This is a genomic window from Marinomonas posidonica IVIA-Po-181, from assembly GCF_000214215.1.
GTDB lineage: Bacteria > Pseudomonadota > Gammaproteobacteria > Pseudomonadales > Marinomonadaceae > Marinomonas > Marinomonas posidonica.
In genome coordinates, this window is record NC_015559.1 from 1,360,527 (window position 1) to 1,381,192 (window position 20,666).

19 protein-coding genes are annotated in these 20,666 nt (G+C 44.9%); 14 read left to right on the forward strand and 5 right to left on the reverse strand.

The window, feature by feature from the left end:
* Positions 1–14 precede the first annotated feature (14 nt).
* Both MAR181_RS06385 and MAR181_RS06390 read left to right on the forward strand, forming a co-directional pair.
* Positions 15–1,100: a DUF2066 domain-containing protein gene (locus MAR181_RS06385; protein ID WP_013795784.1), complete on the forward strand. Its 1,086-nt coding sequence runs from the start codon at positions 15–17 to the stop codon at positions 1,098–1,100.
* Positions 1,100–1,330: a hypothetical protein gene (locus tag MAR181_RS06390; protein WP_013795785.1), complete on the forward strand. Its 231-nt coding sequence runs from the start codon at positions 1,100–1,102 to the stop codon at positions 1,328–1,330. Before MAR181_RS06385 ends, MAR181_RS06390 begins: the two co-directional genes overlap by 1 nt.
* A gap of 68 nt (positions 1,331–1,398) precedes the next feature.
* Here MAR181_RS06390 and gltA read toward each other — a convergent pair whose 3' ends face one another.
* A complete protein-coding gene (gene gltA, locus MAR181_RS06395) occupies positions 1,399–2,682 on the reverse strand; it encodes a citrate synthase (RefSeq protein WP_013795786.1) in 1,284 nt (427 codons plus the stop codon).
* A 565-nt stretch (positions 2,683–3,247) separates the two neighbouring features.
* Between gltA and sdhC the strand changes: the two genes are divergently transcribed.
* From sdhC to MAR181_RS18055, 12 genes are all read left to right on the forward strand, one after another.
* A complete protein-coding gene (sdhC, locus tag MAR181_RS06400; protein ID WP_013795787.1) occupies positions 3,248–3,625 on the forward strand; it encodes a succinate dehydrogenase, cytochrome b556 subunit in 378 nt (125 codons plus the stop codon).
* Entirely contained in the window at positions 3,619–3,966 is a 348-nt protein-coding gene (sdhD, locus tag MAR181_RS06405) for a succinate dehydrogenase, hydrophobic membrane anchor protein (RefSeq protein ID WP_013795788.1), read from the forward strand. Before sdhC ends, sdhD begins: the two co-directional genes overlap by 7 nt.
* 3 nt (positions 3,967–3,969) lie before the next feature.
* A complete protein-coding gene (gene sdhA, locus MAR181_RS06410) occupies positions 3,970–5,742 on the forward strand; it encodes a succinate dehydrogenase flavoprotein subunit (protein WP_013795789.1) in 1,773 nt (590 codons plus the stop codon).
* 12 nt (positions 5,743–5,754) lie between these two features.
* A complete protein-coding gene (locus MAR181_RS06415; RefSeq protein WP_013795790.1) occupies positions 5,755–6,459 on the forward strand; it encodes a succinate dehydrogenase iron-sulfur subunit in 705 nt (234 codons plus the stop codon).
* Between the two features lie 372 nt (positions 6,460–6,831).
* Positions 6,832–9,669 (forward strand): 2-oxoglutarate dehydrogenase E1 component, encoded by a 2,838-nt coding sequence (locus tag MAR181_RS06420; protein ID WP_013795791.1) that lies wholly within the window; start codon positions 6,832–6,834, stop codon positions 9,667–9,669.
* 31 nt (positions 9,670–9,700) lie between these two features.
* On the forward strand, positions 9,701–11,209 hold the full coding sequence (gene odhB / locus MAR181_RS06425; RefSeq protein ID WP_013795792.1) for a 2-oxoglutarate dehydrogenase complex dihydrolipoyllysine-residue succinyltransferase: 1,509 nt from the start codon (positions 9,701–9,703) through the stop codon (positions 11,207–11,209).
* Between the two features lie 88 nt (positions 11,210–11,297).
* On the forward strand, positions 11,298–12,737 hold the full coding sequence (gene lpdA, locus MAR181_RS06430) for a dihydrolipoyl dehydrogenase (RefSeq protein WP_013795793.1): 1,440 nt from the start codon (positions 11,298–11,300) through the stop codon (positions 12,735–12,737).
* 91 nt (positions 12,738–12,828) lie between these two features.
* Positions 12,829–13,995 carry an ADP-forming succinate--CoA ligase subunit beta gene (sucC, locus tag MAR181_RS06435; protein WP_013795794.1) on the forward strand — a complete coding sequence of 389 codons (1,167 nt, stop codon included), beginning with the start codon at positions 12,829–12,831 and terminating at the stop codon, positions 13,993–13,995.
* Between the two features lie 2 nt (positions 13,996–13,997).
* Positions 13,998–14,870 (forward strand): succinate--CoA ligase subunit alpha, encoded by an 873-nt coding sequence (gene sucD, locus MAR181_RS06440; protein WP_013795795.1) that lies wholly within the window; start codon positions 13,998–14,000, stop codon positions 14,868–14,870.
* An 82-nt stretch (positions 14,871–14,952) separates the two neighbouring features.
* Positions 14,953–15,204 (forward strand): cysteine-rich CWC family protein, encoded by a 252-nt coding sequence (locus MAR181_RS06445; protein ID WP_013795796.1) that lies wholly within the window; start codon positions 14,953–14,955, stop codon positions 15,202–15,204.
* Between the two features lie 23 nt (positions 15,205–15,227).
* Positions 15,228–16,442: an L-2-hydroxyglutarate oxidase gene (gene lhgO / locus MAR181_RS06450; protein WP_013795797.1), complete on the forward strand. Its 1,215-nt coding sequence runs from the start codon at positions 15,228–15,230 to the stop codon at positions 16,440–16,442.
* A gap of 192 nt (positions 16,443–16,634) precedes the next feature.
* The gene (locus MAR181_RS18055; protein ID WP_171810311.1) at positions 16,635–17,207 is read left to right on the forward strand and encodes a hypothetical protein; all 573 of its coding nucleotides are present in this window, start codon (positions 16,635–16,637) and stop codon (positions 17,205–17,207) included.
* Between the two features lie 39 nt (positions 17,208–17,246).
* Here the strand turns inward: MAR181_RS18055 and MAR181_RS06460 are convergent, their stop codons facing one another.
* From MAR181_RS06460 to MAR181_RS06475, 4 genes are all read right to left on the reverse strand, one after another.
* On the reverse strand, positions 17,247–17,672 hold the full coding sequence (locus MAR181_RS06460) for a nucleoside-diphosphate sugar epimerase/dehydratase (RefSeq protein ID WP_245546220.1): 426 nt from the start codon (positions 17,670–17,672) through the stop codon (positions 17,247–17,249).
* 64 nt (positions 17,673–17,736) lie between these two features.
* Positions 17,737–18,090, reverse strand: coding sequence for a DUF1428 domain-containing protein (locus MAR181_RS06465; RefSeq protein ID WP_013795800.1), 354 nt, complete (start codon positions 18,088–18,090; stop codon positions 17,737–17,739).
* A 153-nt stretch (positions 18,091–18,243) separates the two neighbouring features.
* Entirely contained in the window at positions 18,244–18,930 is a 687-nt protein-coding gene (locus MAR181_RS06470; RefSeq protein ID WP_013795801.1) for a response regulator, read from the reverse strand.
* A complete protein-coding gene (locus tag MAR181_RS06475; protein WP_144011221.1) occupies positions 18,927–20,525 on the reverse strand; it encodes an ATP-binding protein in 1,599 nt (532 codons plus the stop codon). The genes MAR181_RS06470 and MAR181_RS06475 overlap by 4 nt, the downstream gene beginning before the upstream one ends.
* Positions 20,526–20,666 lie beyond the last annotated feature (141 nt).

Consider the following 20,666-nt stretch of genomic DNA (forward strand, 5'->3'; position numbering starts at 1 on the left):
ACGAAGGAAGGGCTATGAATTCTCGTATATTTTTTCTACTAATGGTTTTTTTGTTTGCATCGTCGGTTCAGGCGGTCAATGTAAAAGGGTTGTACAGCGCTGAAATTAATTTGCCAGTGACACAATCGGAAGCCGGCATGCTAAATCAAGCGTTCAGGTTGGCGGCTGAGCAAGTGTTGGTGAAAGTGTCTGGTAATAAAGAGGCAATCACAGGAGATTTATTGAGCCAAGCGCGACAGCAATCGGCTAGCTGGGTGGCGCAACATTCTGTGGCCTCATTAAGTGAGTTGTTGCCGAGCGATGATGGTTTGGTGCCGGGTAAGCAAATCAAAGTGACTTTTTATCCAGAGTCGATTGATCGCTTCTTATCGCAAAATGGTTTGCCTGTATGGGGAAGTAACCGGCCTTCGGTTTTGGTTTGGTTGGCCAGTGAGAACAATGGTATTAGGCGATTGTCTGGTTCGAATGCGCCGTCACAAATTTTGAATGACTTTGCTCGTGCAAACAGTTTGGTTGGCGTGCCAATTTATGCCCCTCTCATTGATCAAGTAGACCAAAATACTATTACCGCAGCAGACGTTTGGGGCTTTTTTGAAGACACCATTGCCAATGCCAGCCAACGTTATCAGACCGATGCGGTGGCCGCGTTACGAGTGAGTAACTATGCAGGTCACATTGGTGGCAGTTTGATGGTGATGCAAAAAAGTGGAGAAACAGACCGCTTTGTTTTGACTGGTGACAGTTTAGAAGCCTTGTTAGTTGAAGCCAGTGCAAAGCTCGCCAATGTGTTTGCCTCTCGTTATGCTTCGGTTCGAAACAGTGGTTTGGCCAGTCGTTTGAATATTCAGATTGGTGGTGTGAACAATTACACCTCTATGGCAAAAGTACAGGCTTACCTTGAAAGCATCAGTGTTGTTCGTGAAGTGAGCTTAGTGCAAGTGAAAGGTGAGCAAGTAGAATACAGTGTTGAGATTGATGGGGATAAGCAAAAACTGTTTAACTCAATCTCCTTGAGTCGTTTGCTGGTTGAAACGCCTTTAAATGCGCTAGACCCTGACGCTAATCGAGTGGTGTCTTATTTGTACAGTGGAGTAAATTAATGACGGATATTGCAGCGGAAAACATTGTTGCTCGTGATTTTTCAGCACGACCATTAGAAGAACAGCAAGATTTTATGACCCAAACTTGGTGTAATCAATGTATGGAAGTGGATCTTGGGATGACGGATCCGCAAGAGTTTGAGTCGCAAGGACGTATTTGGATTGAAGGGAATTGCGTCAAATGTGGTGAGAAAACAGTCACTGAAATCGTTGAAGAAGACGATGAATAATATTCGATACTGTAACTTATAGGTATAAAAAACGCGTCACATTGGACGCGTTTTTTTGTGCGATAAAACTACTTATCTGCTGGGTAATCTCTTTCTTTATGACCAACATACAGTTGGCGAGGGCGACCGATTTTGTACGGTCCAGAGATCATTTCGTTCCAGTGTGAAATCCAGCCAATAGTACGGGACATGGCAAAGATAACCGTAAACATACTGGTTGGGATGCCAATGGCTTTCATAATGATGCCAGAGTAGAAATCCACATTCGGGTACAGCTTGCGTTCCACGAAGTATGGGTCTTCTAGAGCAATTTGCTCAAGACGTTTGGCGATTTTCAAGAGCGGGTCATTAGATTGGCCTAGTTCTTCAAGTACTTGGTCACAGGTTTCACGCATCACTTTGGCACGAGGGTCAAAGTTTTTGTAAACACGGTGGCCAAAGCCCATTAAGCGGAAAGGATCATTTTTGTCTTTCGCTTTCGCAATGTACTCATCAATATTTTCAACGTCACCAATTTCTTCCAACATGGTCAATACCGCTTCATTGGCACCACCATGTGCTGGACCCCAAAGTGTCGCAATGCCTGCTGCGATACATGCAAATGGGTTAGCGCCAGAAGATCCGGCTAAACGAACCGTTGAGGTTGAAGCATTCTGTTCGTGATCAGCATGCAAAACAAAGATGCGATCCATCGCTTTTGCGAATACTGGATTCACTTTGTAGTCTTCACATGGGGTTGCGAACATCATGTATAGAAAATTTTCAGCATAAGATAAGTCGTTACGTGGGTACATAACGGGCTGATCTTTAGAATATTTAAAACAGATAGCTGCCAAGGTTGGCATTTTGGAAATCAAACGGAACGCCGCTATTTCACGATGTTCAGGATTGTTGATGTCCATATGATCTTGGTAGAAAGCAGACAATGCGCCAACTAAACCACACATAATTGCCATTGGGTGGGCATCATTACGGAAGCCTTCAATGAATTTATGCATGGATTGGTTCACCATAGTGTGTTTACCAACCGTACGTTCAAATTCTGCTCGCTGTTCCTTTGTCGGAAGTTCCCCGTAAAGTAGCAGGTAGCAGGTTTCTAGGTAGTCTGAATGTTCTGCAAGTTGGGCAATAGGGTAGCCGCGGTGCAGAAGAATTCCAGCTTCGCCATCAATGTAAGTGATCGCGGATTCGCAAGAACCGGTAGACATAAAGCCTGGATCGTAGGTGAAAACACCGTTAGCACCAAGGCCGCGAACGTCTATAACGTCTGTACCTAGAGTGCCTGTAAGGACTGGAAGTTCGATGGATTGATCGATACCGTCCACTTTGAGTAGTGCTTTTTTATCAGCCATTTTGGTCTCCTTCATATTCTGGTCCGGGGCGAAGAATTCGTATTATTTGATAATCCTGGCCCAGAAGGTGCGAGAAAAAATACTGTTTATAGACCATAAAAGTCAATCTTGACTACTGACACTTTATTGACTTAGCGTCATAAGTTTTTGTAATAAACTGACAAAACATACGGGGTGGGGTTGATTAAATGCTGTACTTTTATTTTGTAACGTTATGTTTACAAAGGATAAAGTTTGTGTTTTTTGAGGTTACATTTATGTAATTTTATACCATTATTGTTTCGGTTTATGGCTACATTCATTTGATGAATGATGACCATTGAAAACCCCTTGTCTAGTCTATTTGTCTTCGTATTTTTTGCTGGTCTATAATTGCGCCCCAGATAATCTCATTGATTTGTTGATGATAGTTAAAAGAGAGTCGCTTTTAGATCGTCATTTGTAAATCGATGGGGTTTTCAATTTAAGTCCTATGCGACGAGTGATCGTTTTGCTTACCAACTGCGTAATCATATAGTCATAGGGTCGTGATTGACCATTCAATCGAAAAAATGGTGTATAACTCGTGAACAAAAAAAGACCAGTCAACCTTGATATTTTAACAATATCCCAGCCAGTCACCGCCATTGTATCCATTCTTCATCGTGTAACAGGAATCATTCTCTTTGTGGGATTGGCATTCTTGTTTTATGCGTTTGATTTGTCTTTGGATTCTCAGCAGGGCTTTGATCAAGTTGCCAACACTTTGCAAACCAGCTTTCTAGCCAAGTTTATTATTTGGGGCGTGGTATCTGCATTGTTGTATCACCTAGTGGCAGGTGTGAAACACTTGTTCATGGATATGGGGTATTTCGAAGAATTGGACAGTGGGCGTAGTGCGGCAATAGCCAACATGATTATCGCTGCCGTCTTTATCGTATTAGCAGGAGTGTGGATATGGTAACTCAAATTACAAGCTTTGGTCGTTCTGGCCTATATGACTGGATGATGCAGCGAGTCTCTGCATTGGTTCTATCAGTCTATACTTTGTTTATGATCGGTTATTTGGTGAGTAATCCAGATCTGACTTATGAGCAATGGAGCGCATTGTTTGAAACAACTTGGATGCGCATTTTTAGTTTGTTGGTCTTGTTGTCTATCGGTATCCACTCTTGGATCGGTTTGTGGTCTGTTTCGACAGACTATATTAAAGCAACAGGTGCACGTTTTTTCTTTCAATCTCTATGCGGTTTGGCCATGTTTGTGTACATCGTGTGGGGCATTCAGGTTCTTTGGGGGCTATAAGTAATGGCGAATATTCGTACGATTTCATTTGATGCCATTGTAATTGGTGGTGGCGGTGCTGGTATGCGTGCCGCGCTTCAGTTGACAGAAACAGGTTTGGATACCGCTTGCATTACGAAAGTATTCCCTACTCGTTCTCACACAGTATCAGCGCAAGGTGGTATTACTTGTGCGATCGCAAGTGACGATCCAAACGATGATTGGCGCTGGCACATGTACGACACGGTAAAAGGGTCTGACTACATTGGTGACCAAGATGCCATTGAATACATGTGTTCTGTTGGTCCACAAGCTGTCTTTGAACTTGAGCACATGGGTTTGCCATTTTCTCGTACAGAGCAAGGCCGTATTTATCAGCGTCCTTTTGGTGGTCAATCTAAAGATTTTGGTAAGGGCGGTCAGGCTGCTCGTACTTGTGCTGCGGCTGACCGTACAGGTCACGCTTTGTTGCACACGCTGTATCAAGCAAACTTAAAAGGTGGTACGTCTTTCTTCAATGAATGGTACGCCACAGACTTGGTGAAAAATAATGACGGCGCCGTGGTTGGTGTCATCGCTATCTGCATCGAAACAGGTGAAACGGTTTACCTAAAAGCAAAAGCAACGGTTATTGCGACAGGTGGTGCGGGCCGTATTTATCAGTCTACTACGAATGCTCACATTAACACGGGTGACGGTATTGGTATGGCGTTGCGCGCTGGTTTCCCAATGCAAGACATGGAAATGTGGCAGTTCCACCCAACTGGTATTTATGGTGCGGGTACCTTGGTAACCGAAGGTTGTCGTGGTGAAGGTGGTTACCTGATCAACAAAGACGGCGAGCGTTTCATGGAGCGTTATGCGCCAAATGCGAAAGACCTTGCTGGTCGTGACGTTGTGGCTCGTTCTATGATCTTGGAAATCCTTGAAGGTCGTGGTTGCGGCCCAGACGGTGACCACGTATTGCTGAAGCTGGATCACCTAGGTGAAGAGACCTTGAATAAGCGTCTACCAGGTATCCTTGAACTCTCTCGTACCTTTGCTCACGTTGATCCTGTGAAAGAGCCGATCCCAGTTATTCCAACATGTCATTACATGATGGGCGGTATTCCGACCAATGTTGGTGGTCAAGCACTGAAACAAAATGAGTCAGGTGAAGACATCGTTGTCGACGGTCTTTATGCATGTGGTGAAGCTGCTTGTGTCTCTGTTCATGGCGCTAACCGCTTAGGTGGTAACTCTTTGCTAGACTTAGTCGTATTCGGTCGCGCAGTTGGTTTGCAGGTTAAGAAATCCTTGGATGAGGGTTTTGATTCCCTTGATGCGACAGACACAGATGTTGAAGCGGCTATGTCACGTTTGAATCGCCTAAATACTTCTACAGGTGGCGAGAGTGTGGCGGAAGTTCGTGCTGACTTACAGCGTGTCATGCAATTGTATTTCGGTGTGTTCCGTGAAGGTGACTCTATGCAGAAAGGCCTGGAGCAGCTAGCGGAAATTCGTCAGCGTGTTGAAAATCTTCACCTTGAAGATAAGAGTGAAGCTTTCAATACGGCTCGTATAGAAGCTCTTGAGCTTGAAAACTTGTTAGAAGTGGCGGAAGCGACAGCGGTTCCTGCAGAATTTCGTAAAGAGAGTCGTGGTGCGCATGCCCGTAACGACTTCACAGAACGTGATGATGAGAATTGGTTGAAGCATTCTTTGTTCCACCCAGCGGATAAGAAAGTGACTAAGCGTGATGTAAACTTCGCGCCTAAGACAATGGACGCTTTCCCACCTAAAGCTCGTACGTACTAAGGGGTTATGTCAATGTTAGTTAGTATTTATCGCTACAATCCTGAGAAGGACGACGCTCCTTATATGCAGGATTACCAAGTGGAGTTACCAGAAGGTAAAGACTTAATGGTATTGGACGTTTTGAACATGCTGAAAGCGCAAGATCCAAGCATTTCATACCGTCGCTCATGCCGTGAAGGTGTGTGTGGTTCGGATGGTATGAACATGTCTGGTAAAAATGGCTTGGCTTGTATCACAACGGTGTCAGAAGCGTCTAAGAACAATAAGCTAGTGCTACGTCCTCTACCTGGTTTGCCGGTTGTGCGTGACCTAGTGGTTGATATGGGGCAATTCTACAAGCAATACGAAAAAATTCGTCCATACTTGATGAACGATACGCCAGCGCCAGCCATTGAGCGTCTGCAAAGCCCAGAAGAGCGTGAAAAGCTTGATGGACTTTATGAGTGCATCTTGTGTGCTTGTTGTTCAACAGCTTGTCCATCTTTTTGGTGGAATCCAGATAAGTTTGTTGGTCCTTCTGGTTTGCTACAGGCTTACCGATTCTTGGCTGACAGTCGTGACAACGCGACTCAAGAGCGTTTGAGCGAATTGGATGATCCATTTAGTGTTTTCCGTTGCCATGGTATTATGAACTGTGTCAATGTATGCCCTAAAGGGTTAAATCCTACCAAGGCAATTGGTAATATTCGTACTATGCTGTTGCAAAGAGCAACCTAATAGATGAAAAATTCAGACAGTCACTGGGTGAATTTGACCTGACTGCTGAACTCGGCGGCTTGACTCCATATTCAATGCCGCCATTTTGCCTATTTTCCTATGGAGAATAGGGTAAAAAGAATTTAAAATTCGACCTTTACGAGCAAGGATGTGCTAAGAAAAGTTGCTAACTCAGTGATGAAGGATTCAAAGTATTTCATGAATTGAGTGATATGCTTTTAGTGACTTAGTATTGAACGTAAAAGGGCGATAGTAGCTGGAAGTAAACAAAAAAATCGAGACTGTCAAAAGTCTTACGGGCCTGATAATAAGATCAATCGTTCGATTGAACCGGGACCCCGGTAGCTGGCTCGAACATAAGGGTGATCGAGAATGCACGAAAGTTTAATGGAGTTGCTGTGGAGCACCTCTCATTTTTCAGGTGGAAACTTGGAATATGTAGAAGGGTTGTTTGAAAGCTACCTCGTCGATCCGAATTCAGTTTCGGAAGAATGGCGGAAATGTTTTGACCAGTTGCCTCGCGTGAGTGAAGCACAGTCAACAGATCTTCCCCATTCAGTTATTCAAGAGCAATTTCTGCAAATTGGTAAAAACAAATTTAGAGCCATGCCTGCCAGTTCTGGTGTTGCAGTGAGCTCTGATCATGAGCAGAAACAAATCAGTGTCTTGCAGTTGATTAATGCTTATCGCGTTCGTGGTCATCAACATGCGACATTGGACCCACTAGGTTTACAAAAGCGTGAAAAAGTCGCTGACTTGGATATGGGTTATCACCAATTAACAGGTGCTGATTTAGATACGTCATTTAATGTCAGTTCTTTGTTTTTTAACAAAGAGTCAATGAAATTAGGTGACATTGTTTCTGATCTAGAAAAAACCTACTGTGGCAGTATCGGCTACGAGTTTATGCACATCGTCGATACACAAGAAAAAGCTTGGCTGCAACAGCGCGTAGAATCCGTACGATCCCACCCTGAATACTCTCAAGAAACCCGAGAAAGCCTATTAGAACGACTTACTGCAGCGGAAGGTCTAGAAAAATATCTAGCCAGCCGTTACCCAGGCGCGAAACGTTTCGGTCTTGAAGGTGGTGAGAGTTTGATTCCAATGGTGAATGAATTAATCCAGCGTTCTGGTGCCTTAGGGGCAAAAGAAGTTGTGATTGGTATGGCTCACCGTGGTCGCTTGAATGTCTTAGTAAATACCTTAGGTAAGAATCCTAAAGACTTATTTGATGAGTTCGAAGGTAAGAAGCTGGTCAACACATCTGGTGATGTAAAATACCACCAAGGTTTCTCTTCTAATGTAATGACGGCCGGCGGTGAAGTTCACATCGCATTGTCTTTTAACCCGTCTCACTTAGAAATTGTTTCTCCAGTGGTTGAGGGCTCTGTTCGAGCTCGTCAAGACCGACGTAAAGACACAACGGGTAAGTCTGTTGTGCCGATTTCCATTCACGGTGATGCGGCCTTTGCCGGTCAAGGCGTGGTTATGGAAACTTTCCAAATGTCGCAGACACGTGCTTATCGTACTGGCGGTACGGTTCATATCGTGATCAACAACCAAGTTGGTTTTACCACAAACCGTCAAGAAGATTCGCGCTCAACCGAATACGCAACGGATGTTGCGAAAATGATTCAGGCGCCAATTTTCCACGTAAACGGCGATGATCCAGAAGCGGTCTTGTTTGTGACGCAACTGGCATTAGATTACCGTTACGAATTTGGCCGTGACGTGGTGATCGACATGGTATGTTACCGTCGCCGTGGCCACAACGAGACAGATGAGCCATCTGGTACTCAGCCGTTGATGTACAATGTTATTAGTAAGTTAAAAACCACTCGTAACTTGTACGCTGAAAAGCTTATTGCTGGATCAGTGGTGAGTAAAGAATTGTCCGATAAAATGGTGAATGATAACCGTGAAAATCTGGACAATGGCCGTCACGTCGCGCAAAGCCTAGTATTAGAGTCTCAAACAAAGATGTTTGTGGATTGGAAACCATACTTAGGTGTTGAATGGACAGATGAAGGCGACACTCGTTATCCATTGGCTGAACTTCAAGACGTGGCGAAGAAGCTTACCCATGTTCCTGATGGCGTTGTGGTTCAGCGTCAAGTTCAAAAGATCTATCAAGACCGTGATAAAATGACGGCTGGTGCTTTGCCACTTAACTGGGGTTATGCGGAAACGTTAGCCTTCGCTACTTTGCTAGAGCAGGGCTACCCGATTCGTATTACGGGTCAGGACTCTGGTCGTGGTACCTTCTCTCACCGTCATGCTGTGGTTCACAGTCAAAAAGATGGCAGTACCTACATTCCTCTGAAACATTTGTCGGATGATCAACCTACGTTAGATCTTTACGATTCTTATTTGTCAGAAGAAGCCGTATTGGCGTTTGAATACGGTTATGCCAGCACATCGCCACAAGGTTTGGTGGTTTGGGAAGCTCAGTTTGGTGATTTTGCCAACGGTGCTCAAGTGGTGATTGACCAGTTCATTACCAGTGGTGAGCACAAGTGGGGACGTTTGTGTGGTCTGACTATGTTGTTGCCTCACGGCTACGAAGGTCAAGGCCCAGAGCACTCTTCTGCTCGCTTAGAGCGTTTTATGCAATTGTGTGCGGAATACAATATTCAAGTTTGTGTCCCAACCACACCATCGCAGATTTACCATATCTTACGTCGTCAAGCGATCCGTCCAATGCGTCGTCCATTGATTATCATGTCGCCGAAGAGTTTGCTGCGTCACAAACAAGCTACTTCGACTTTGGAAGACTTGGCTGAAGGCAGCTTCAAAACAGTATTGCCAGAAGCGTCTGAGTCCATCGCGGCGGATAAAGTGAAACGCATTGTGTTGTGTAGCGGTAAGGTTTACTACGATTTGATTAATCGCCGTGAAGCGCTAGAAAAAGACGATGTCGCTGTGGTTCGTTTAGAGCAGCTGTACCCGTTCCCATATGCAGACCTTGAGTCCGTATTGGAGCAGTACAAAAATGTTGAGAGTTTGGTTTGGTGTCAAGAAGAGCCGAAAAACCAAGGTGCTTGGCATGCCAATCGTCACCGTATGAATCGAGTGTTGGAAAAACTGTATCCTGAGTTGAAGATCCGTTTTGCGGGTCGAATTTCATCAGCTGCACCAGCAGCAGGTTACATGTCTGTCCACGTAGAAGAGCAAGAAGCACTGGTCAACGACGCACTAGTTGGTTAGTACCATAGCCTGTCAGAGATAAGGGTATAAAATGAGCATTGAAATTAAAGCACCTACTTTTCCAGAATCTGTAGCCGACGGAACTGTTGCTACTTGGTACAAAAAGCCAGGTGAAGCCTGTGCCCGTGATGAGCACATTGTCGACATTGAGACGGATAAAGTGGTTCTAGAAGTGGTTGCGCCAGCTGATGGTGTCATCGCCGAAGTATTGAAAAATGAAGGTGACATCGTATTGAGCGATGAAGTCTTAGCAAAATTTGAAGAGGGCGGTGCAGCGGCATCCGCTCCGGCAGCTGAAAAAGCAGCCGATGCGCCAGCCGCATCAACTTCTGCAAAAGAAACGGTACAAATCAAAGCACCAACTTTCCCTGAATCCGTTGCTGACGGTACCGTAGCGGCTTGGCACAAGCAGCCAGGCGAAGCTTGTTCTCGTGATGAGCACATCGTTGACATCGAAACGGATAAAGTTGTTTTGGAAGTGGTTGCCCCAGCAGATGGTGTGATCGGTGAGATTACTAAGAACGAAGGCGATACTGTCCTAAGTGATGAAGTATTGGCTAGTTTTCTAGTGGGTGCCTCTGGTGGCGCAGCTCCTGCTCCTGTAGAAGCGGCGACTGCAGCGCCAGCCGCTGAAGGCGACGAAGATGGTGTAGCAGGTCCTGCGGCACGCAAAGCCTTAGCAGAAGCTGGTTTATCAGCGGCACAAGTTAAAGGTACGGGTAAAGGCGGACGCATCACTAAAGAAGATGTTGATGCAGCTGTGAAAGCGAAGCCAGCGGCGGCACCAGTTGCTAAAGCGGCACCAGCTGCAGCGATGCCAGCATTGGGTGCGGATGGTCGTGTTGAAAAACGCGTACCTATGACGCGTCTACGTGCGACAATCGCTAAACGTTTGGTTGAAGCTCAACAAACAGCAGCGATGTTAACAACGTACAACGAAGTTAACATGGGTCCTGTTATGGAAATTCGTAAGAAATACAAAGACGAATTTATGAAAGTTCATAATGGTACTAAACTGGGCTTCATGTCTTTCTTTGTGAAAGCGGCAACAGAGGCTCTAAAACGCTTCCCTGCGGTGAATGCATCTATTGATGGTAATGACATGGTTTACCATGGTTACCAAGATATCGGTGTTGCTGTCTCAACGGATCGTGGCTTGATGGTTCCTGTACTTCGCAATACTGAGGCGATGGGTCTTGCGAACATCGAATCGACTATCATGGATTTTGCAATCCGTGGTCGCGACGGTAAGTTGGGTATGGACGATATGCAAGGTGGTACGTTCACCATTACTAATGGCGGTACGTTTGGCTCTTTGATGTCTACGCCAATCATTAACCCACCACAAACGGCTATCTTGGGTATGCATAAAATCCAAGAGCGTCCAATGGCGGTAAATGGTCAAGTGGTAATTCAGCCAATGATGTATCTGGCTCTGTCTTATGACCACCGTATGATCGATGGTAAAGAAGCCGTTCAATTCTTGGTAACCATTAAAGAATTGCTAGAAGACCCTGCGCGTCTTTTACTTGAAATCTAATTATTTGTACTTACTAACGTGTATGAATTGAATGCGAAGCAACTCGTTGTGTTGAGTTGCTTCGCTTGACTGGAAAATGGGACCTCTTATGTCTGATAAATTTGATGTTGTTGTAATTGGTGGTGGCCCGGGTGGCTATGTAGCGGCAATCCGTGCGGCTCAGTTAGGTTTGAAAACAGCTTGTATCGAAAAATGGTTAGACAAAGAAGACAAGCCGCGTTTGGGCGGAACTTGTTTGAACGTTGGCTGTATTCCTTCAAAAGCACTTCTTGATTCTTCTCATAAATACCATGACGCGAAAGATTCTTACAGCGTTCACGGTATCAGTGTTGGCGACGTTGCTATGGACGTTAACGCTATGGTTGATCGTAAAGATAAAATCGTAGATCAACTGACTAGCGGTATCACTGGCTTGTTTAAAGCTAACGGTGTTACCAGCTTCGAAGGTTTCGGTAAGCTATTAGCAAACAAAAAAGTTGAATTCACGGCTCACGACGGTTCTGTTACTGTCTTTGACGCGGAAAACGTGATTCTAGCAACTGGTTCTGTGCCGGTTAACATCCCACCAGCGCCACGCACAGGCGACATCATCGTTGATAACGAAGGTGCGCTTGATTTCCGTGAAGTACCTAAGCGTTTGGGCGTGATCGGTGCCGGTGTTATCGGTCTTGAGTTAGGTTCTGTATGGGCTCGTCTAGGTTCTGAAGTGGTTGTGTTAGAAGCACAAGATTCTTTCTTAAGCGTGTGTGACCAAGACCTCTCTAAAGAAGCGGCTAAGATCTTCAAAAAGCAGAAGCTTGATATCCGTACTGGTGCTCGTGTAACGGGTAGCCAAATTAACGGCGAAGAAGTGGAAGTAACTTACCTTGACGCGAAAGGTGAAGAGCAAAAGCAAACTTTTGATAAGTTGATTGTTGCGGTTGGTCGTAAGCCATTCACAGACGGCTGTCTAGCAGGTGATGCAGGCGTTAATCTAGATGAGCGTGGTTTCGTGTTCGTTGATGAGCAATGCCGTACTTCTGTACCTGGTGTATTCGCGATTGGTGACATCGTTCGTGGTCCAATGTTGGCACACAAAGCATCTGAAGAAGGTGTGATGGTGGCAGACATCATTGCGGGTCATAAAGCGCAAATGAACTACGACTGCATTCCTTCTGTGATCTACACTCACCCAGAATTGGCTTGGGTTGGTAAGAACGAGCAAGAACTTAAAGCAGAAGGCGTTAAATACAAAGTGGGTAAATTCCCATTTGCAGCCTCTGGTCGTGCTATGGCAGCAAACGACACAGATGGTTTTGTTAAGATCATTGCTTGTGAAGAAACAGACCGTATCCTAGGTTGCCATATCATTGGTGGTCATGCGGCTGATTTGATTGCGCAAGCCGTAATTGCAATGGAATTCGGCTCAACAGCAGAAGACATTGCTTTGACTGTATTCGCTCACCCAACCGTAAGTGAAGCAGTTCATGAAGCAGCCTTGGCTGTTGATGGTCACGCAATTCACATTGCGAACCGTAAGAAGCGTTAATAAAAATTAGATTTGCCGGCTTTTCCAGCCGGCAATTTCTGTCTTAACCGGCAGAATTTATGTCAATCATTCAGATGAGCGGAAGAATCAAATGAACCTACATGAATATCAGGCTAAACAGCTTTTTGCTGAATACGGCCTGCCAGTATCGACAGGGTACGCAGTAGACACGCCAGAAGAGGCGGTCGAAGCTGCGAAAAAAATTGGTGGTGACAAGTGGGTTGTTAAAGCTCAAGTACACGCAGGTGGCCGTGGTAAAGCGGGCGGTGTGAAGCTTGTTGATTCTTATGACGAAGTGAAAGCCTTTGCGGCAAATTGGTTAGGTAAAAACCTAGTTACTTACCAAACAGACGCAAATGGTCAGCCTGTTGCTAAGATTCTTGTTGAATCTTGCACTGACATCGCCAACGAATTGTACCTAGGTGCTGTTGTTGACCGTTCTACTCGTAAAGTCGTTTTCATGGCCTCTACTGAAGGTGGTGTTGAGATCGAGAAAGTAGCGGAAGAAACGCCTGAGTTGATTCACAAAGCGATCATTGATCCGCTAGTTGGCGCTCAGCCATACCAAGCTCGTGAAATGGCATTTAAAATGGGTCTTAACCCAACTCAAATCAAGCAGTTCACTAAGATCTTCCTTGGTTTGTCACAAATGTTCCATGACTGCGATTTCGCACTACTTGAAATCAACCCTCTTGTTATTACAGATGAAGGTAACCTTCACTGTCTAGACGGTAAGATCAACATCGACAGCAACGCTGTTTACCGTCAGAAGAAAATGCAAGAGTTCCACGATCCATCTCAAGAAGATGAGCGTGAAGCGCATGCCGCACAATGGGAACTTAACTATGTTGCACTAGATGGTAACGTAGGTTGCATGGTAAACGGTGCCGGCCTAGCAATGGGTACAATGGACATCGTTAACCTACACGGCGGCAAGCCAGCTAACTTCCTAGACGTAGGTGGTGGTGCAACAAAAGAACGTGTTGCTGAAGCATTCAAAATCATCCTTTCTGACAGCAATGTTAAAGCCGTATTGGTTAACATCTTCGGTGGTATCGTTCGTTGCGACATGATCGCAGAAGGTATCATTGGTGCGGTTGAGCAAGTTGGTGTAAACGTACCTGTTGTTGTACGTTTGGAAGGTACTAACGCAGAGAAAGGCCGTGAAGTTCTAGCTAACTCTGGTCTAGACATCATTGCTGCATCCAGTCTTAAAGACGCAGCGGAACAAGTTGTTAAAGCTGCGGAGGGCAAATAATAATGTCTGTCTTAATTAACAAAGATACGAAAGTCATCTGTCAGGGTTTCACTGGCGGTCAAGGTACGTTCCACTCTGAGCAAGCGATTGCTTACGGAACGAAAATGGTTGGTGGTGTAACGCCAGGTAAAGGTGGTCAAACTCACCTAGGTCTTCCTGTGTTCAACACAGTGAAAGAAGCGGTTGAAGAAACAGGTGCTGAAGCGTCTGTTATCTACGTTCCAGCGCCTTTCGTGAAAGACTCTATCCTAGAAGCCGCTAACGCTGGCATCAAGCTAATCGTTTGTATCACTGAAGGTGTGCCAACACTTGATATGCTTGATTGTAAAGTGAAATGTGACGAGCTAGATGTTCGCCTAATCGGTCCTAACTGCCCAGGTGTGATCACACCAGGTGAATGTAAGATCGGTATCATGCCTGGCCACATCCACTTGCCAGGTAAAGTGGGTATCGTCTCTCGTTCTGGTACCTTGACTTACGAAGCGGTTAAGCAAACAACTGATGCTGGTTACGGTCAATCTACTTGTGTTGGTATCGGTGGTGATCCAATCCCAGGTACTAACTTCATCGACGTTCTAGAAATGTTCCAGAATGATCCTCAGACTGAAGCGATTGTCATGATCGGTGAAATCGGTGGTACAGCGGAAGAAGAAGCGGCGGCTTACATCAAAGCCAACGTCACTAAGCCTGTTGTGTCTTACATCGCTGGTGTTACGGCACCTGCTGGTAAGCGTATGGGTCACGCTGGTGCGATCATTTCTGGCGGTAAAGGTACGGCTGATGAGAAATTCGCAGCACTACAAGACGCTGGTGTTAAGACTGTTCGTTCTCTAGCTGATATCGGTACAGCATTAAAAGAAATCACTGGCTGGTAAGCACTTGTTTAAGTGATTGCTAAGTCATCTTTGATGATAAAATCCCTGCCAATTGGTGGGGATTTTTTTTGGAGAGAAGAGCATGTCAGCGTGTCCATTTTGCCAAGGTGAAGCGAGTTGTGGTCTAACTCAATCTGCATCTTGTTGGTGCTTTTCTGAATCCATTCCAGAGCAAATGCTGGCCTTATTGCCAGTTGAAGCGCAAGGTGTTGCTTGTATCTGTCAGGCATGTATTCAAGCCTATCAGCAGCGGCCAGTTGCATTTCGAAAGCGTTATGACAGTATGACCTTGGTATCAGAACATCAGCATGGCACTGATTCCAATAAAAAATAAAAATAACAAAAGGAGCGAGGAATATGTCAAGAGAGCCTATTTACGATATTGCTGTTATCGGTGCTGGCATAGTGGGGTTATCGACCGCTTGGCAGTTGCAAAAGCGTTACCCTAAGTACCGTATTCTATTAATTGAAAAAGAGTCTGAAGTGGGCCTTCATCAGACGGGTCACAACTCAGGTGTGATTCATGCGGGAGTCTATTATGTTCCAGGCTCGCTCAAAGCCGAGTTCTGTTATCGTGGGGCAAAAGACACCAAAACGTTTTGTCGTGAGCACAGTATTGAGTTTGAAGAGTGCGGTAAATTGCTCGTCGCCACCAATGAGGTGGAATATGATCGAATGCTATTGCTCTATAAGCGTTGTCGCGAAAATAGCTTAAAAGTTGAGTTGCTTGATCAGGCGGAATTAAATCGTCGTGAGCCGAACGTGAAAGGCATTGCCGCAATCTATGTGCCTTCAACTGGCATAGTTAATTATCAGAAGATTTGCCAAAAATTAGCGGAGCTATTTGATCACGCAGGTGGTGCTTTAATGCTGGAAAGTGAAGTGGTGGATTTAAAAGAGCACGCAAGTTATGTCGACATTAAGTTGAAAAATGCCCAAGTGCAAGCCAGTTTTTTGGTCAGTTGTGGTGGTCTAATGGCTGATAGACTCACTAAGATGCTGAAGATTCCAACGGACTTTCAAATCATCCCTTTTCGTGGTGAGTATTACCAATTACCACCTCAGCACAATAATATTGTTAAGCATCTTATTTACCCTATACCAGATCCGGATTTGCCTTTCCTTGGTGTGCACCTGACTCGCATGATTGATGGTTCAGTGACGGTTGGACCCAATGCCGTTCAAGGTTGGAAGCGGGAAGGCTATGGCCGTATTAACTTTAGTATTAAAGATGTGGCTGAGATGGTGACCTTTGTAGGTTTTTGGCGACTATTGAAAACCTATTGGAAAACTGGATTAATCGAAACCAAAAACTCTTGGTTTAAAGCGGGTTATTTACAACAGGTGCAAAAATACTGCGACCTTGTTGAATTGGAGGATTTACAGCCATATCCAGCTGGGATTCGTGCACAAGCGGTAATGAAAGACGGATCCTTGGTGCATGATTTCCTGTTTGCCAGCAGTGAGCGTACTTTACATGTCTGCAATGCACCTTCTCCTGCTGCAACCAGTGCTTTTCCAATTGGCCAATACATAGTCAATAAACTAGATGACCAAATCACGACCTTGTGATATTGAGTAAATGAAGACTTACAGAACGAAAGGATTGTGAAACAATTTTGCTATGGTTTGCTGAGGGTTGAGAGGATAAGCTAGAGTATTCGATCTGGATTAAAAAGTGAGAATGCTATGTTGTTTGAGAAGACAATACTTGGGTGCAATCTGGATAATCATGCTGTGAAAAGGGTTATGCCGGTAGGGAAAGTGTCTAAAAGGGAAATCTCTAAAAAGGAAGTGTTTAAAAGAGAAGCACTGAAAAAAGACAAGAAACTGAGCTTTAAAATGAATGAAGTGGCCACTGTTATTATTGGTGGTTTACTTTCTAAGGGGCAGAACTTCAAAGCTCTATTTGCCAAAGGTGTGGTCACGCTTTTAGTGGCATCTCAATTGGCTGCCTGTGGCACCATCTTATATCCTGAACGTCGCGGTCAAAGTCATGGGGCGATCGACCCTGGCGTGGTGGCACTTAATGCCGTGGGTTTGATTTTATTTTTCGTACCTGGCGTGGTGGCATTTGGTGTGGATTTTGTTACAGGATCGATTTACCTTTCTGGTGGTAGAACCGCTAGTCTAAGCCAAGACGAATTGAATCAATTCAAGCAAGATGGTGCCATTGATGTGGCTCGTGTACGTGAAGTACTGGCCCATAGAGAAGACATTAAACTGCCTGAACAGGCTTATACAGAGCCGTTGAACGCTGTGTCAATGATGTCAAAGCAATCTTTGCAAATTGCTGTGTCTATGCCGTCAGAGCAATTGGCATTGTTAACTCGGTAGGTTCTTCAGCATTCATCATAGATTTCTCAGAACCGAATATTAATGTCTTGTTTGATAAATTAAGTGTTGCTGCTGATTGAGGTCTTGATCTGGCGACAAGGTCAGAATTTCGACGCCTGTTTTGTAAATGCCTTGCCATATATTGTCAGCAATGGTGAGTGACTCTCCCTCTATTTGAATGACCAAATCCACTTGATGTTTTAACACCAGTGCCGCTATCTCACTAGGGGAATATACCGTTGCTTGATGAACTTGAGTGCGATTATTCCACGGCTCATCGTCAATGAATGCAATGATTTTAATTGGTTTCGAATGGCGATGATTATTATCTAGCAAGGCTTTTGATAGGGAAAAGCACAGATAGTCTATGCCAATAAAAATGACTTTAATGGGTTGGCTTCTCGATTTGAAGAGCGATTTGAATCGCATGATAAGGGGTTGAATACAGGGCAAGTGTTTCATCATGCTTGCTATCTTAATCAAGCCAACCAATAAAGCCAAGTGTGTTGGTGTCTGCTAGTGACAGAAATCATACATCCAAAATGGTATTGAAACCGCCGTAGATGAGCCGTTTGCCGTCAAATGGCATTGGATTGGCTTCTGGTGACATTCTGGGGTCTTCCATCATGGCTTCCCAAGCTGTATTTCGCACTTCTCTTGATGGCCAAACTACCCAAGAAAAGACAATGGTCTCATTTTCCTTGGCTTTTACAGCGGAGGTAAACGAGGTGACCTCACCGTCGGGAATTTCATCCCCCCAATTCTCAACCAGTTTCAGCGCGCCATAATCTTTAAAAATGTCTGCCGACAACATGGCATGCGCCAGATATTCTTCTTTTAGTGCGGTGGGTACAGCGGCAACAAAGCCATCAACGTATGACATGGTCTTCTCCTATTTTATGCCTGCCAGTTGGTTCTTATTAGTGTGTTTAGTGTGACTCAAGCCTAAACGACCTGAGCCACTATTACATATTAGATGGTTTTGGTGGGTTTGCGCATTAAGGAAAGCGCAGAGGGGGATGATCGGCGAGTGGGATCAGAGAACCTTACTATAACGCTGCTTTGGACGGCCGCCGGTTTTGTAATCGAGCGTCATAGTGACCTGACCTTGGGCTTCTAAATATTCCAAATAACGACGAGCTGTGATGCGACTTAGGCTGACAGCCTCGCCAATATCATCGGCAGTGAAAGGCGTGTTATCAATGTGTTTTAGGTGCTCGGTAAGCGTCTCTAAAGTATTTTCATCAATGCCTTTAGGGGTTTTGCGGCTACTATTGTCCGTCGCAGATTGTTTACGAAACAGGGCATCTATGTCTTGTTGGTCGATTTTCTCTTGCTTGGTGAGGCGTTGTTTGAAATCTAGATAATCGTTTAACGCCTGCTGAACACGTGACATGCGAATGGGTTTTACGAGATAGTCCATGACGCCGAGTTGAATAGCTTGTTCGATGGTTTTGGTTTCACGTTCCGCCGTGGTCATAATGAAGCTTGCATGAGGGTGTCGGGTTTTAAGACCCTGAATCAATTGCAGTCCATTGCCATCCGGTAAACTGATGTCAACCATGATCAGTTCAGGCTCAAATGCATCGGCTTTTAATTGCGCCTCTGCGAGGTTTTCACAGGCCGCAACGACACTGAAAGCTGTGTGCTGATTAATGGTGTTTTCTAGAACATAGCTAGCGCGTAGGTCATCTTCTACTATCATTACGGGGATGCTAGTCATCTTTTTAACGCCTGTTTTTCCAAATAGATACTAAATACCGTGGTGTCTTCTTCACTTCGTTCCCAGTCCAAGCTGCCTTGATATTGGTCCACGATTTTCTTAACTAAATATAAGCCGATGCCACTTTGTTCTGTATTGTGCTTGCTGCTAACGCCAAAGTCTAATATTCGATTTTCCAGTTCGGCTTCAACACCTGCACCAGTGTCTTCGACTTCTAACATAATGTGGGCATTACGGTCACTGATGTAGAGTTTGACGCTGGGTGATCTGTATTGGCGATGGTGCCAAGCGGCAAGAAAGGCATTGTCTAATAAATTGCCTACCAATGTGACCAGAGCTTCATTAGCCTGGGGGGAATATTGCGCTAATTGGCAATCACTGTCGATTAGCAATTCGAGTTGTAAATCTTTGGCTTTATTGTGCTTCGCGAAGATCAATCCTGCCACGGCACTGTTCTCAATGGTTTTGATGATTTGTCTCAACATTGCCTGATCGCCGTCGCTTTCTTGTTGTAAGTAGTCAATTGCATCATCGTAGCGTTCAGCCTGAAGCATGCCAGACAGTACATTCAAATGGTTGGCGTATTCATGAGTTTTGGCCTTCAGTAAGTCGGCGTAGTTTTGAGTGCTGGTCAGTTCTTGCTCAAGGGATTTTTCATCGTGTTCTGGGTAAAACACAATGACGTAGCCAAAATGCCCTTTTTTACTCAGTAGGGGATAGAGTGTGGCCACAAATTCTAATCTGCCCAGACTAAAGCGTCTCTGTGTAATTTGACCTTGGGCTTCCAATACAAAGTGCGACAAGCTTTGTGATTGCTCATTGAGTGGTTTGTTAATGACGTCCGTGGCGGAGAGCACCTTCATGGTTAGCCATTCGATGGCGGTACTATTAATGGCGGTCACATTTTGCTCATGGTCCACGGCAATGATGCCATCCCGAATGCTGTCGAGAATCAGCTCTTGCTCTTTAAATTTTTGAACGATTTCCTCAGGTTCTAATGATAAGAAAGTTCGTTTTAATTTGGCAATGAAGATGACAGCGATGACGACTCCTAATACATAAAGAAATACCACTAACCAAGCGGCTTCTTTCAGGTGTTGGTAGATGAGTTCGCTGGTGGTTTTTGAAAGATAACCAACGCTCACCGCACCGATGATATCTTGATTTTTCATCACAGGCGTAAAGTTCCGAATGGCTTCGCCTAATGAACCTTTGGCCACATTGGTGTAACTTTTGCCATGTTGTAAAGCGGGGTAGATGTCATCGCCGATAAAGGGTTTACCAACCCGTTCAGGAATCGGGTGGCTCAAACGCAACGCGGCTTTATTGACCACAACAATAAAAGAAGCGTCGGTTTGTTGTCGTTTACTCTCAATGTAGCTTTCTAATGAAATGGCTTGACCTTGATTGCTGATGTGTAAAGCCTCGATGACCTTGTCGTCATGAGCCATCACTCGAGCTAACTCTAATCCTCTTTGACTAATGTTGTCTAGATAAGCACTGCGCAACACATAACCAAAGACTAACGTCGCAGCGATCACAATAAGTGTGATTGTGGTCACCGTGATTAATGCCAGATAGGACTTGAGTGTCATAGTTGAAATACGCTTCATAGAGGTAAAAGCGGAAGTATACAGCATGCGCAACAGGGGCTAAAGCAGGGTTAGGATCAGTCATGAGGAAATCAGAAGAGAGGCTGGAATCTCTCTTCTGATTGAGGGTGATGCAATAAGAGA